Here is a 14,273-nt window from a genome sequence, read left to right on the forward strand (position 1 = left end):
TGCATAGTACCGGTAAATGCAAGAATTATCAGTTATTCTGGAGGCGTCGATTAACATGAAAGAATTATATGGAAAAGCACTGCTGGTTGATCCGGCACTCACAAAATCAACTGCATTTACTCGAGAGGAACGCCAGCGCTATGGTTTACGTGGATTACTTCCCTATGATGTTGCAAGCATCAATAAACAAATAGATCGCGTTTTGGGCAGCATGCGCTGCAAAAGCACTGCGATTGAAAAATATATTTTTCTCAATGCTCTGCTAGAGCGCAATCAGCGGCTTTTTTATCGAACGATGATTGATCATATTGAAGAAATAATGCCTTTGGTTTATACCCCAACAGTCGGTGAAGCATGCAAGGAATTTGCGCATATATTCAGGAAACCGCAAGGATTTTATATTACACCTGAAGATCGCGGTGAGATTGCAACAATTCTGAGAAACTGGCCGGAAGAAGATATCCGTGTGATTGTTGTTACAGACGGAGAACGTATTCTGGGTTTAGGAGATTTAGGCGCCAATGGTATGGGAATACCCATCGGCAAAGTCGCTCTTTATGTAGCCTGCGCTGGGATTCATCCGGCTCAATGCATGCCTATCATGCTGGATGTTGGCACAAATAACATAGCAATACGTGAAGACCCGCTTTATTTAGGTTATCCCTATCCGAGAATTAGCGGTGATGCCTATCGGACACTGGTTGATGAATTTGTCAAAGCTGTGCAATCTCGTTTCCCAAATGCATTGATACAGTTTGAGGATTTCCTCACGCCGCATGCGTTTGAATTTCTAGACAAGTATGGTGGACAGGTTCGCTGTTTTAATGACGATATACAAGGTACTGCTGCGGTGACACTTGCAGGTATTTATACCTCTTGCCGTATTACCGGGAAGAAATTTGCCGATCTGAATATTATGTTTCTGGGCACTGGCTCTGCGGCAGGCGGCACTGCGGAATTGATAGTCGATGCATTCCGTGCAGCTGGCATAAGCAAGCCGGAAGCACAGAAACGGTTATGGTTTATCGATAGAAAAGGATTGGTGACAGCAGCAAACGAAAATATTAAACCACGCATAAAACCATTTGCTCAGAAACATCCCGCTTGCAGTTTTGTTGATGCTATCGGTGAAATTAAGCCCGATGTACTGATCGGTGCAACCGGTGTTGCCGGAACATTTACTGAGGCCATTGTGCGTAAGATGGCTGCAGTGAATGAACACCCGGTCATTATCGCCTTATCAAATCCAACTTCACATACTGAGTGCACTGCTGAACAGGCTTATCAATGGAGTGATGGGCGAGTAATCTTTGCCAGCGGCAGCCCTTTTGACGCCGTGCGGTACGGCAATCAGTTATTCAAGCCCGCTCAAGGTAATAACGCTTATATTTTTCCAGGCATAGGTCTTGGAATTTACGCAAGTTCGGCCCGGCTTGTCACACAAACTATGTTTCTAGCAGCTGCCGAGGTGTTGGCAAATACCGTTACACAACAGGAGATCAGCACTGGCGCGGTTTATCCCGCATTGACACGGGTACGTGAGGTTTCCCATGCGATTGCTGTTGCAGTTTGCCGGGTTGCAGTTCAAGAAGGATTGACGGATTCCAGCTTGCCTGAGGATCTGCCTGGCTGTGTTAAGACGCTGATGTATGAACCGAATTATTAAATCCGGTTCAAAGACGGACAAGTTGATTTAATTTATTTGAATAAATTGATAACACCATCCAACCCCACGTAGTCGATTGAATAAGTTGCATGGTCCCTTACGATGGGTTTAGCGTGGTACGCAATACTGACTCCGGCCTCTGTCATCATGTCCAGATCATTGGCACCATCCCCAATAGCGATAATCTGCTCACACTTAATACCCAGTTCGTCACGAATCTTTTTTAATACTTGCGCTTTTCCTTGTCTGCCAAGAATTTTTCCAATCACTTTGCCTGTCAGTCTATTATCCACAATCTCCAGCACATTGGCAGCCGCGAAATCAAATCCCAGCCTAGCTTTAATCCGATCGGTAAAAAATGTGAAACCGCCAGAGATAACCATCGTTTTTAACCCGGATAACCTGGCTTGTAGCAGCATTCTCTCAGCACCGGGGTTAAGTTTTACACGTTCGTCATAGACTTTTTGCAATGCATCATGATGCAAGCCTCGCAATAAAGCTGTGCGGCGCGTGAGGCTTTCTTCAAAACTTATTTCGCCACGCATGGTTTGCAATGTAATTTCTGCTACCTGGGATTTTATACCCTGCATATCAGCAATTTCATCTATAGATTCAATTGCCAATAGCGTGGAATCCATATCCATTGCAATCAATTTAAAATCAGAAAGCTTCTGATCGAGGTTTACAAAAGCAAAATCTAATTCTGCTTGTGTGCAATATTCGGAGATAGCATTGGAATGAATGGCATTTATTAACCGGAAAGCGTGACCGGTAATCCGTTCAATCCCATCTGCTTGGGATAATTTTGCTAAGGCCCGCAAGTCACTATTATTGACTTCCAGTCCCTGAATAATCAGATTCATGTGGTTTATAATTCTCTTTAGTACAAAAACGAGCGGGCTATGAAAAACTTAGCTGGCACTCCATTCCATAATCTGATTCCGGCCGGCATGTTTGGCAGCATAAAGCGCATAGTCAGCGGCTTTAATGAGATCTCTCGGCTCCTGAAAATGTGTTGCATTTTCATAATAAGCAGCAACACCTATGGAAGCAGTTATTTTGATTGTAATACCCCCATCGAATTTATACGCAATTGCTGCAATGGAGTCTTTTAAGCGGGAAATAAGATTTCTTGAGGCGGTAAGTGTTGTGCCCGGAAGAATCAAAGCAAATTCTTCGCCGCCATAACGGCTCAGCGTGTCGTCCTGACGGATTTGATCGAAAAGTGTTTTTACGACAGTAGCCAATAACGAATCTCCTGCGACATGTCCGTAGGTATCATTCACATTTTTAAAATGATCAAGATCAATAATAGCAATAGTCAACGGCAGATTGTATTGCATGGCAAGGTTGAATTCGCGCCGCAGTGTTTCATCGAAATAGGTCCGATTGTATGCACCGGTTAATCCGTCACGCTGCGATTTGTCTTCCAAATCCTTCATTCTGGACAGGTCGTGTATCATCAGTAACTCTTTAGCTTCTGCCAGAATTCCAGTTACTTCGCACGGATGGTGAATCGTCATTTCAAAAAGCTCCTCCACAGCACTCAAACCAACTTCCATAATTTTGATCACATCAATAAGAGCAGAGGGATCCAATCCAAGCCAATCTTGTGTAGCTTTATTTAGAGTGGTCATTTTTTCAGCCTCGTGCGGGTACAGAAAATAATCAGCTAAGTAACGCGACACAGCCAAACAAGATTGAAGCGTTGGTCCTAAGTTTTGGGGCTCCGGTTGGGAGTGACTGTTAATGCAGGATAAAGCGATATAATCCGGAATATGCCATTTTTTGAGCAGTGCGTACCCCAATTCATCATGCCCAGCTCCAAAAGTTTTACGTTCAATTTCAAGCAAAATATCATGATCAGGGGTCGATGCAAAAATTTTGCCATATTCTTCAGGCATAATGACCCAATAAGCAAGAATACCGATTTCTTGCACTAGCCCAGCCAGAAACAAATCATCCAAGAAATTCAGCTCAAGCTTTTCCCCAAGTGCACGACTGGCAAGCGCTGATGTAATCGACCGGCGCCAGAAAATATTACTGTCAAAAGCAGAGCTGCTATTTGACAACGATGTCATCATGAGTGAATTGGCTAACGTGAAGGATAATGCAATGACAAGAACGGTATGTGTTCCAAGAATACTAACAGCTTGCCGGATATTTGTTGCAACCCGGCGCGATTTATATAAAGGTGTGTTAGCTGTTCGAAGTAATTTTGCCGCGAGAACTGGATCCAAAGAGATATATTCACAAACTGTTCTGATATCGGCATCAGGATCATTAGCCATTTCGATTATTTTGACAGCAACCGCCGGTAAGCTTGGTAGCGTTGTGCAATAATTTAGCCGTCTTTTCAATGTATCATCAATCACTTATTATCCTTATTATTAGATAACATCTATATATTATTGAAAGAATGAATGATTCTATTTTTAGAATAATATAAAGATAACATATACAACTATTTTCATAAGACATATTTGCAATAACTTGTAAGATTTTTCTCCTTTACACCTTATACCCCTAACAAGTATTCATTCTTTCAATTAAGCAGATGTTATGCTATTAATCTTCAGCATAAATTGTTTTGAATATTTGAAATAATGCGGCTATAAGAAAGCCAAGAAATAAACGGCAAGAATAAATTGCTTGAAAGAAAATTATAGATAAAGGAGTCTAACGTGGATTTTGGAATAAAAGTAGGAACCCCGGAGAAACAACGCGGAGCTTGTGTGGTGGTAGGTATTTTTGAATCAAGAAAATTGACTGATTCAGCCAAAATTCTGGATAAAGTCACCCAAGGATATCTTAAAAACATACTTGTTCTGGGTGATATGGATGGCAAAGCCAATACCGCACTGCTATTACATAATGTTCCAGATACGCTATTTAAAAGGGTTTTATTGATCGGATTAGGCAAGGAACAGGAATTCAAGGAGAAAACATTTCTATCCGCGGTCAATACTGCTTTGAGTGCCTTGCAAAAAACAGCCGTTACCGATGCAACGCTGTTTTTATCCGATTTCCCTATCAAGGAGCGGACAAATCAATGGAAAGTCTCACAAATTATCATTGCCGCAGCCAGCAGCAATTACCGGTTTGATCAGCTTAAAAGTAAACCGGAAAACAGTCCGCATAGTTTACGCAAATTAGTCATGTGCATTGATAGCCGCACTGAGCTGGCGGTCTGCGAAGAAGCCGTGCAACAAAGCTTGGCAGTGGCACATGGCATGAATCTGGCAAAAGACTTAGGTAACCTTGCGCCAAATATTTGTACACCCACGTATCTGGCTAAACAAGCTAAAGATCTTGCCAAAACGCACAAACTCAAAGCCTCTATACTTGAAGAAAAAGATATGGAGAAGCTGGGCATGGGCTCTCTTCTCGCTGTAGCGCGGGGCAGTGAACAACCGGCAAAATTAATTGTGCTGGAGTATCAGGGTTCAGGCAAAAAAGAAAGCCCGATTGTTCTGGTAGGAAAAGGTGTTACCTTTGATACCGGCGGTATTTCACTCAAACCTGCTGCCGAAATGGATGAGATGAAATTCGATATGAGCGGAGCTGGCAGTGTTTTGGGAACTCTGCTTGCAATTGTTGAAATGAAGCTACCGATTAATGTGGTCGGAATTATTCCAGCCACCGAAAATATGCCCAGTGGCAAAGCAACAAAGCCGGGCGATGTGGTAACCAGTATGTCGGGTCAAACAATTGAGATTCTAAATACCGATGCGGAAGGACGCCTGATTTTGTGTGACGCTTTAACTTACGCAGAACGCTATAACCCGAAAGTAGTGATTGATATCGCAACTTTGACTGGTGCTTGTGTAATCGCACTCGGGAATTTTACAACAGGGCTGATCAGCAATGATGATAAATTGGCGCAAGAACTACTGGCTGCCGGAGAACAAGCCGTTGACCGCGCCTGGCAGTTGCCTTTGTGGGACGAATATCAGGATTTATTGAAAAGCAATTTTGCGGATATAGCCAATATCGGTGGACGCGCTGCAGGAACCATCACAGCCGCTTGTTTTTTGTCCCGTTTTACCAAGAAATACCGCTGGGCACATTTGGATATCGCAGGTACGGCATGGAAATCCGGCAAAGAGAAAGGCTCAACCGGCCGCCCTGTACCACTACTGACGCAATTTTTAATTACACAAGCCAAGACAAGCAGTTAACAAAACGTTCAAACTTGCTGATTAATTCCTGAATCTGCGATGGATAACACATAATTATTACCTACTTGTGCCAAACTAATCAGCAATGACGATGCAACAGCTATACGAATGGATAGTGATGCTTTAAGCACAACGATTATTGAATGACTCAAATTTTTTTCTACTCGGGATCCAACGATAAACTACAAACAGCCTGCCGGCTTTGCTCCAAGGCTGTCAAACAAAATATGAAAGTAATGGTTTATACCCCTGATGCGGCAGTACTTGCAAAATTCAATGACTTACTTTGGACGTTCTCCCCCACTAGCTTTATCCCGCATTGTGCTATTCAAGATGATCCTCAGTTGGTCAGTGTAACACCTGTTATTTTGAGTAACCAGATACCACCGGATAGCCAGTATGACGTGCTGCTTAATCTACATCAGCAACATCCGCCTTCATTCAATCAGTTCAAAAGAATCATAGAGATAGCAGGTATTTCTCATGAGGATAAACTGGCAGCCCGCGAACGTTTCCGTCTTTATAAAGATAGCGGCTATGAGATACAGCATTTCAACCTTGATTGATTAAATAGAGTCACTCCACGATGAATGATGATAAAACCTCCAGTGATCCCGATGATTCTGAGATACTGGCAAAGTTTCGTAGCTTGCTGAATAAATACCAGAATCAAGGAAAAATAATCGCCAGCTCTACCTCGACCCTCACTTCTGTCCCACGGGTACCAATTGAAAATACCGGGTCAAACGTGGCGGATAAAATACCGGTATTGACTGAGGCTGTAGTTCTCCATCCTGCAGTCATACAACCGCAACCAAAACGCTTGACACCTATCCGGCAAATTCTTGATGCCGCGCTGGAAGATGCGCATATCGAAATGGATGTTTTGAATAGAAAAGTGCTAGCGAATGCACTGGAAGCTCGCTTGGCCGATCAAATTAAATAACAGTATCTTTCACAACTCCATCGCCTTCAATCTCATGCGGCTTACAGTTCTCCGGGCGTATTAAAAATACAGCATTGTTTGTTGTCATACGAACCGAAATGCCATCCGCTATAATGGCGGTCTTATTTGTACCATTCAATATAACTTTACATTCCATGGAACTCGAAAAAAGTTTTGACCCGAAGCGCATTGAAGATCGTTGGTATTCCACCTGGGAATCGGCTGGCTATTTCAAACCAGCCGCTGTAACAGATCAACCCGCCTACTGCATTATGTTGCCCCCCCCCAATGTCACCGGTACCTTGCATATGGGGCATGCGTTCCAGCATACCTTAATGGATGCGTTAACACGCTACCACCGTATGTTAGGAGATAACACACTATGGCAGCCCGGCACAGATCATGCCGGTATTGCCACGCAAATTGTGGTTGAACGTCAACTCGATCAGCAAAAACTCGATCGTCGCGAATTGGGACGGGAAGCTTTTTTGGAACGAGTATGGAAATGGAAGGAAGAATCCGGTTCTACGATCACCCGGCAAATGCGGCGCATGGGCACTTCCTGTGATTGGACACGCGAACGTTTCACCATGGATGCCGCTTTATCGCGTGCAGTGACTGAAGTATTTGTCCGCCTCTATCGCGAAGGACTCATTTATCGCGGCAAGCGTCTAGTAAACTGGGATCCGGTATTGCAAACGGCAGTTTCAGATCTGGAAGTGGTATCAACAGAAGAAAACGGTTCCTTGTGGCATATTCGTTATCCGCTGGAACAGGCGGATGGTATTCATACCGAAGAAACGGAGGCCTTAATTGTAGCCACCACTCGCCCTGAAACCATGCTAGGAGATGTGGCCGTTGCCGTCCACCCCGAGGATCTCCGTTATCAACACTTGATCGGACGTCATGTACGGCTACCGCTTTGTGAGCGCACCATTCCGATTATCGCGGATACTTATGTCGACCTGGAATTTGGCACCGGTTGCGTAAAAATCACCCCGGCCCACGACTTTAATGATTACCAAGTGGGACAACGACATCATTTGATTCCCGTCAATATCTTCACCTTGGATGGGAAAATCAATGACTTGGCACCCGCTGAATATCAAGGATTGGACCGCTTTGACGTCAGAAAGATGATTATCGCTGATCTGGAAAAACAAGGCTTCCTGGTTGAAACCAAACCCCACAAACTCATGGCGCCGCGTGGCGATCGTACCAATACCATTATTGAACCGATGCTGACCGATCAATGGTATGTTGCGATGGAAAGTTTGGCCAAACGTGGATTGGAAGCCGTCGCACAGGGCGATGTTAAATTTACGCCGGATAACTGGTCGCATGTGTACAACCAATGGTTAGAAAATATTCAGGATTGGTGTATTTCCCGGCAATTGTGGTGGGGGCACCGCATTCCCGCATGGTATGACGAGGACGGCAACATCACGGTTGCATATAATCTGGAAGAAGCGCAAAAGCTTTCCGGGAAAAATAATCTGAAACAAGATGATGATGTGCTGGATACCTGGTTCTCATCGGCGCTCTGGCCATTCTCCACATTGGGTTGGCCGGATGAAACGCCGGAACTAAAAACCTTCCTGCCGACTTCGGTACTCATCACCGGCTTTGACATCATTTTCTTTTGGGTCGCGCGCATGGTGATGATGTCGCTGCATTTCACCGGTAAAGTGCCATTCAAGGAGGTTTACATCACTGGCTTGATTCGTGATGCTGAGGGTCAGAAAATGAGTAAGTCCAAAGGCAATGTACTGGATCCATTGGATTTGATTGACGGCATTACCCTGCCCGACTTGATTGCAAAGCGCACCACAGGATTAATGAATCCGAAACAAGCCGAATCCATTGAGAAAAATACCCGCAAACATTTTCCCGAAGGCATTCCAGCTTTCGGTACCGACGCCTTGCGCTTTACATTCGCGAGCCTGGCATCCCATGGCCGCGATATCAAATTTGATATGCAACGTTGCGAAGGGTACAGAAATTTCTGTAACAAGCTCTGGAACGCAACCCGCTATGTCATGATGAACTGTGAAGGAAAAGATACCGGATTGGATGAAGCGTTACTATTAACTTACTCCGCTGCGGATCATTGGATCATCAGCCGTTTACAGCAGGCAGAACTGGCGATTGAACAAGCATTTGGCAATTACCGTTTTGATTTGGTCGCACGCGAAATTTACGAATTGCTTTGGGATGAATATTGCGATTGGTACGTTGAACTTGCCAAAGTGCAGTTAAATAGTGATCAAGACTCAGTACAGCGAGCAACGCGCCGCACCTTGGTACGTGTATTGGAAACCATGTTACGGCTGGCTCATCCGGTTATTCCATTTATCACCGAGGAGCTGTGGCAAAAAGTTGCGCCATTGGCTGGAGAATCGGGAGCGAGTATTATGTGCCAACCTTATCCAACCGCGAATCTTGCGGCTATTAATCAGCAGGCCACCGAAAATATCCTGTTACTAAAAGAGATGATAAATGCCTGCCGCACTCTGCGCAGTGAAATGAACCTATCACCAGCAGTAAAAGTACCATTGCTTGCGGCCGGAAATCAGCAAACATTGGCGGATTTCTCGCCGTACTTATTGTCTCTGGTTAAATTATCCGGCATAGAAATTTGCCAGGGTGAACTACCCGATGCCGATGCGCCGGTATCCATCGTAAGAGACTTCAAGTTGATGCTAAAAGTTGAAATAGATATCGAAGCTGAACGCGAACGTTTGACGAAAGAAATAACACGCATTGAAGTAGAAATATCCAAAGCGCAAACCAAACTATCAAACCCAAGCTTTGTAGAACGGGCTCCTGAAAACGTTGTGGCGCAGGAGAAAGATCGTTTGAATGCATTTAATACAAAACTTGACAACCTGAATGAACAACTGCAGAAACTGAATAGCAATAAAACTACGTAACGTCTAAACCGATCCAGTTCAATTCACAAGAAAGTAATAGAAAAAGAACAATACTAAAAAACAGAAACGGGAGCCCAACCTCCCGATCTGGATTAAATCTAGGTCTGAATTAAACAGCAGTTTCTTTCCTGCGGCGTGCCATAAAACCCAATAAGACTAAACCAGCTAATAACATAGCATAGGTTTCTGGTTCTGGAACAGGGGTAATATTGTCGACACTGAAAAGTCCATCCACTGAACCTGCCGTGTTTACGATTCTAACTGAAGCGAGATTATTCCAACCGAATGCAAATGTCTCAAAATCAACGCTTCCACCAATGCCATCGACTATACCATCCAATGTGAAAGTTGTAGAAATTGTCGAGGAGTCCGCAAATGTACCGATAACTTGCATGGTTCCTTCGCCTCCAGGAAAACCAGCTAAATCCATTGATCCAAGAGAAAATAGACTCGAATCAGTTCTTGCAAAAATTACATCATAATGCGGCGTCAATACCGTCGTCCCATTATTTGCCCAGAAAGCTTCGCTTCCAGCATGCAAATGATCCCAACCATTCAAAATTGAATCAGGTCCGTAATTAAACTGATACCCTCCGCTCGTAACTGAAATAGGGTTAGGGGATATTTGCGTTCCCAATGGAATGCTCAGATCCTCGAAATCGACACCTGCTGCCTGACTGACTTGACTTACACCAAAAATAAGCCCACATGCAGCTAAACCTACAAAATTCTTAATCTTCGTCATGATAATTACTCCTCAAATTATAAAAACTATATTGCCACTCATTATTAACTTACATCTCAGAATAACCAATAGTTATTCTTAAACACACCCTTGATAAAAAGTTGCGAAATTTTATCAAGTTAATTCAATCCATTTTATATGTAAGGTTATATTTAATAAATTATTGCGTATATAGGAAATGCTTCCTTTTTTTCTAGTACATATGTCCTGCCAGTATAGCTGAATTATCACTAACCCGCTCATGTAGAGAGTTTTGTTGTCTAACTATATCAATTAAATGTGAGAAAACTCACAGACTGGCATACAAATTTTGGATTATAAAGACTCCAATTGTGAAGAATGGAGGTAACTTTATGATAATGATAATGAGATATGCAGTAATAGGAATTATTGTTGGAACGGTTATTGTGTTAATGAATGCGTACAATATATACAATAAAACCTATACGATCGAGTTTACTTATTTACATGAAACCAACCTTCCGGAAACCGAGATAGATGAAACTGTTGCCCTTCATGAAATTTAGCAGACAATGTCTTCAATTACACAAACCCGCTCCGGCGGGTTCTTATTGCTTGTTCTATAGCTTAATCTTAAGTGCAGCGGTAACAATAGCAGAATTACCAGGGGAACTAATGAAAGCTAAATTACTCCAATTTAACGAATCAACTCTCCTTTCTTTGATTCTAAAACCGCTTCAACCAGTGCATAAAATATCAGTGTATAGTCGGATGGTTGAATATATTCCTTTGCCAGCACTCTTTGGGTGCTGGTTTTTTTGATTGTTGTCGAATTGATTTTCCTACATATCGCCTACACAGGCACAGTAAAATAAAAAAGCACTTATGCAATTAAGCTATAAGCGCTTTATCTTATTGGTTGCGGGGGCAGGATTTGAACCTACGACCTTCGGGTTGTAAGCCCGAATATAATAGCATTTATTAGTGTTGATCAGAATATATAAAAACAATAAAACCATTTAGAATAATGCAGTTAATAAATATCTCTATTTATTTGTGTTGATCAATATTCCGCTATTCTGTTATTATTTCCTTACACCAGCCTTACACGGAAATAATAGTTATGAAATGGGAAAACTTTACAACTGGCAGGGTTGCAGGTTTCAAATGCAAGCCGGGCGCAAAGCAAAGCATTTTCTGGGATGGCAAAACACCCGGATTAGGTTTGCGAGTCACGGCAAGCGGGGCGAAATCTTACATTTTCCAAACTGATCTACACGGCAAAACTATCCGCTTAACTATTGGTGATTCGCGCGCCTGGTCTATCAGCGATGCACAAGACGAGGCAACGCGCCTTAAAGTCATAACAGATCAAGGCATTGATCCGCGTCAACAAGCTACGGAGCAACGCGCCAAGAATGAAGCCACCACCGCCGCAAAAAAAGCACAGGAAACACGCGAAACTATGACGGTGAGTGACGCATGGCAAGCCTACCTTGCATACCAGAAAGATAAGATGCAGCATACCCATATAGAACGCGGCAAACGATGGGGAGAACGCCATTTAAGAGACCATAAAAACCTATCGCAAGTGGGTGGAGAACCCAAAAAACGCGGCAATGGTTTAACAATACAAGGTGTACTTTACCCACTGTTACAGATGCTGATGATCGATATTAACGCCGTAGTACTGAAAGAATGGCAGAGAAAGGAAGCGCAAACACGCCCAAATAATGCCCGGCAAGGGTTTGAAATGTTCCGTGCATTTTGGCGATGGGGTGCGACACGTTCGGAATATAACGCGGTTATCGATCTGCAAGCTGTAGAAAGCAAAGATTTACGCGATGAAATACCGAGCCGGAAAAATAAGCAGTTTGACGTATTGCAACGTGCACACCTGCCTGCATGGTTTGCAGCCGTCCAATCATTAGGGAATCAGGTAATTTCTGCCTACTTGCAAGGATTGCTATTACTGGGCTGTAGGCGCGAGGAAATGGCTGGCTTGCGCTGGGAAGATGTAGACTTCCGGTGGAACAATCTATGGATAAAAGACAAGATTCGTGAGGAAGGTCGAAAAATCCCGCTCTCTCCTTACTTTTCAAGCTTACTAGCTGCCCTTCCCCGCCGCAATCAATGGGTTTTTAGTAGCATATCCGCCGCCAATGGCAGAATAGCAGAGCCGCGTATTCCACATAATCGAGCTCTATCTATTGCCGGATTGCCCCCATTAACTTTGCATGGGTTACGCCGAACTTTTGCCAGTTTGGCCGAATGGGTAGAAATGCCAAAAGGCATAGTTGCTCAAATTATGGGACACGCACCAAGTGCAACGGCTGAACGTCACTATATCAATAGGCCGCTTGAATTACTGGCTGTATGGCACACGAAATACGAAGCATGGATCTTGCAAGAAGCCGGGATTCAATTCACACCGGGTAAAGCCAGTTTACGGGCAATAACCGCCACCTGACGGAATCAGGTAAAAGCGGGGCTATCAAGTGATCAAGCACCTGAAGCCCCTAACCACCACGCAACACTAAAGAGGAGTGTCACATCATGGCTAATGAAGATTCTACAGTACAAGAGAAAGTAACACCGAAGCAATTAGCAGAGCAATACCCGGACAATGGCGATCCATTTGGGGTTTGGTATTGCATAGATTCAGACCGCTATAAATGGGCTGTTAATGACAAAAAAGGCCATGCTTTTACCGAAGCTTTAAACTACAAAACGGCATTGATTATTTCTGAGGCTTTAAGAATAAGGCACAAAAAGATCAATAATGGTTTGCTTCTTGGTGCCAAGCAAAAGAAAGTTATTGCTGATGCTCTATTAATCGGACTTGAAAGTTATGGCGAGATTGAGCGCGTTGATAATGCATTACGTGTAGCAGAGCAGAACCCTAATATTGGCCGTCTACCTTACTCACTTAAACCTATTTTCCCCTTAGGTTCAGATGATCCTATAGGCGTATTTGCCGCAGCGTTGCGGTATATGCAACCAACATAAATTAACGTTTTAGCCACTGCCTACCTCGACGGAGGGAAAGGCCAGTTTTACCTTTTCTGGCCTGACAGTGGCTTCTTTCAAAAGGCGCTGAAAAGGGGCGGTTATGGATTTTTGGATGCTGAAGGAACTGAATGCGCAAGTACTTTTTGACCTCAGAGAATTTGTACCTAAAGGACACTTTGTAAGAAAAAATCCATTAATCATTAATGGAGTAGATACTTCTCACGATGAAAAGTGGGGATATCTGGCGCTGGCGCTAGGGGAAAGGCTTTTATATGAATCCCAAGCTCACTTGCTGACAGTAAGCGCAAGACAGACCGCAGCAATTGAACTGTTAATTAGTCTGGGGATGCTGGCAAGTTTTAAGATAACACACCCTGAAAGACCAAAAGCATTAAATGACATGCTTGTATCACTCAGGAAGTATCTTAATCACCTAGGAGAACGAGAGGCTAAACCATTTGTTTTTTTACTGGAATCAGAACCGCAAGTTACAAAATCAGCAAACATACAACAAGACGGGGATAAAAAGCCATGGTTAGTGCGGGATTCCAATGACCCGGAGCCAGCGCAACCTTGGTATACACCTGCACGTTATTTTGCACGCCAGCTTGTAGAAAGTGACCCGAAATTACTTGAGAAGCGGGATGTATTGGCTCAAAAAGTTGGTCAATTACTGACCAAAGCAGGTATTAAAAAACGCGGGGGAAAATTGCCTCATGATCCTAGTACGATAATAAAGGCATTTTCGAACGTAAGTCTAGGTTAAAACTCTCAAACTTCCGGTGAGAGTTTTTCTATAAAACACATTTTTCTCCAATATTGGCGCGGT

11 protein-coding genes are annotated in these 14,273 nt (G+C 43.5%); 8 read left to right on the top strand and 3 right to left on the bottom strand.

Going from position 1 to position 14,273, the window contains the following annotated elements; translation table 11 throughout:
- The first annotated feature begins 55 nt into the window (after nucleotides 1-55).
- Nucleotides 56-1,666 (top strand): NAD-dependent malic enzyme, encoded by a 1,611-nt coding sequence (locus tag NIT79A3_RS10020; RefSeq protein WP_041360304.1) that lies wholly within the window; start codon nucleotides 56-58, stop codon nucleotides 1,664-1,666.
- Between the two features lie 32 nt (nucleotides 1,667-1,698).
- On the opposite strand, the gene serB is transcribed toward NIT79A3_RS10020, so the two are convergent.
- Both serB and NIT79A3_RS10030 read right to left on the bottom strand, forming a co-directional pair.
- Nucleotides 1,699-2,529, bottom strand: coding sequence for a phosphoserine phosphatase SerB (serB, locus tag NIT79A3_RS10025; protein WP_013966083.1), 831 nt, complete (start codon nucleotides 2,527-2,529; stop codon nucleotides 1,699-1,701).
- Between the two features lie 48 nt (nucleotides 2,530-2,577).
- Nucleotides 2,578-4,041 (bottom strand): GGDEF domain-containing protein, encoded by a 1,464-nt coding sequence (locus NIT79A3_RS10030; RefSeq protein ID WP_013966084.1) that lies wholly within the window; start codon nucleotides 4,039-4,041, stop codon nucleotides 2,578-2,580.
- 309 nt (nucleotides 4,042-4,350) lie between these two features.
- Here NIT79A3_RS10030 and NIT79A3_RS10035 point away from each other — a divergent pair, with 309 nt between their 5' ends.
- The 4 genes from NIT79A3_RS10035 to NIT79A3_RS10050 all read left to right on the top strand — a co-directional run bounded on the left by NIT79A3_RS10035 (nucleotide 4,351) and on the right by NIT79A3_RS10050 (nucleotide 9,726).
- Nucleotides 4,351-5,847, top strand: a complete 1,497-nt coding sequence (locus NIT79A3_RS10035) for a leucyl aminopeptidase (RefSeq protein WP_013966085.1) — start codon at nucleotides 4,351-4,353, stop codon at nucleotides 5,845-5,847.
- Between the two features lie 143 nt (nucleotides 5,848-5,990).
- Nucleotides 5,991-6,413: a DNA polymerase III subunit chi gene (locus tag NIT79A3_RS10040; RefSeq protein ID WP_013966086.1), complete on the top strand. Its 423-nt coding sequence runs from the start codon at nucleotides 5,991-5,993 to the stop codon at nucleotides 6,411-6,413.
- 20 nt (nucleotides 6,414-6,433) lie between these two features.
- Nucleotides 6,434-6,793 carry a hypothetical protein gene (locus NIT79A3_RS10045; RefSeq protein WP_013966087.1) on the top strand — a complete coding sequence of 120 codons (360 nt, stop codon included), beginning with the start codon at nucleotides 6,434-6,436 and terminating at the stop codon, nucleotides 6,791-6,793.
- A gap of 155 nt (nucleotides 6,794-6,948) precedes the next feature.
- On the top strand, nucleotides 6,949-9,726 hold the full coding sequence (locus NIT79A3_RS10050) for a valine--tRNA ligase (RefSeq protein ID WP_041360305.1): 2,778 nt from the start codon (nucleotides 6,949-6,951) through the stop codon (nucleotides 9,724-9,726).
- A 109-nt stretch (nucleotides 9,727-9,835) separates the two neighbouring features.
- Here NIT79A3_RS10050 and NIT79A3_RS19505 read toward each other — a convergent pair whose 3' ends face one another.
- Nucleotides 9,836-10,471, bottom strand: a complete 636-nt coding sequence (locus NIT79A3_RS19505) for a PEP-CTERM sorting domain-containing protein (protein WP_013966089.1) — start codon at nucleotides 10,469-10,471, stop codon at nucleotides 9,836-9,838.
- Nucleotides 10,472-11,555: 1,084 nt separating this feature from the next.
- Here NIT79A3_RS19505 and NIT79A3_RS10065 point away from each other — a divergent pair.
- The 3 genes from NIT79A3_RS10065 (at nucleotide 11,556) to NIT79A3_RS10075 (ending at nucleotide 14,210) form a co-directional block, all read left to right on the top strand.
- Nucleotides 11,556-12,902, top strand: coding sequence for an integrase family protein (locus NIT79A3_RS10065; RefSeq protein WP_013966091.1), 1,347 nt, complete (start codon nucleotides 11,556-11,558; stop codon nucleotides 12,900-12,902).
- Between the two features lie 86 nt (nucleotides 12,903-12,988).
- The gene (locus NIT79A3_RS10070) at nucleotides 12,989-13,441 is read left to right on the top strand and encodes a hypothetical protein (RefSeq protein ID WP_013966092.1); all 453 of its coding nucleotides are present in this window, start codon (nucleotides 12,989-12,991) and stop codon (nucleotides 13,439-13,441) included.
- Between the two features lie 115 nt (nucleotides 13,442-13,556).
- Complete coding sequence (locus tag NIT79A3_RS10075; RefSeq protein WP_156797063.1) at nucleotides 13,557-14,210, top strand: hypothetical protein; 654 nt, start codon at nucleotides 13,557-13,559, stop codon at nucleotides 14,208-14,210.
- Nucleotides 14,211-14,273: the final 63 nt, after the last annotated feature.

Origin of the sequence: Nitrosomonas sp. Is79A3, assembly GCF_000219585.1 — a bacterium.
In the GTDB taxonomy this organism is placed as follows: Bacteria; Pseudomonadota; Gammaproteobacteria; order Burkholderiales; family Nitrosomonadaceae; genus Nitrosomonas.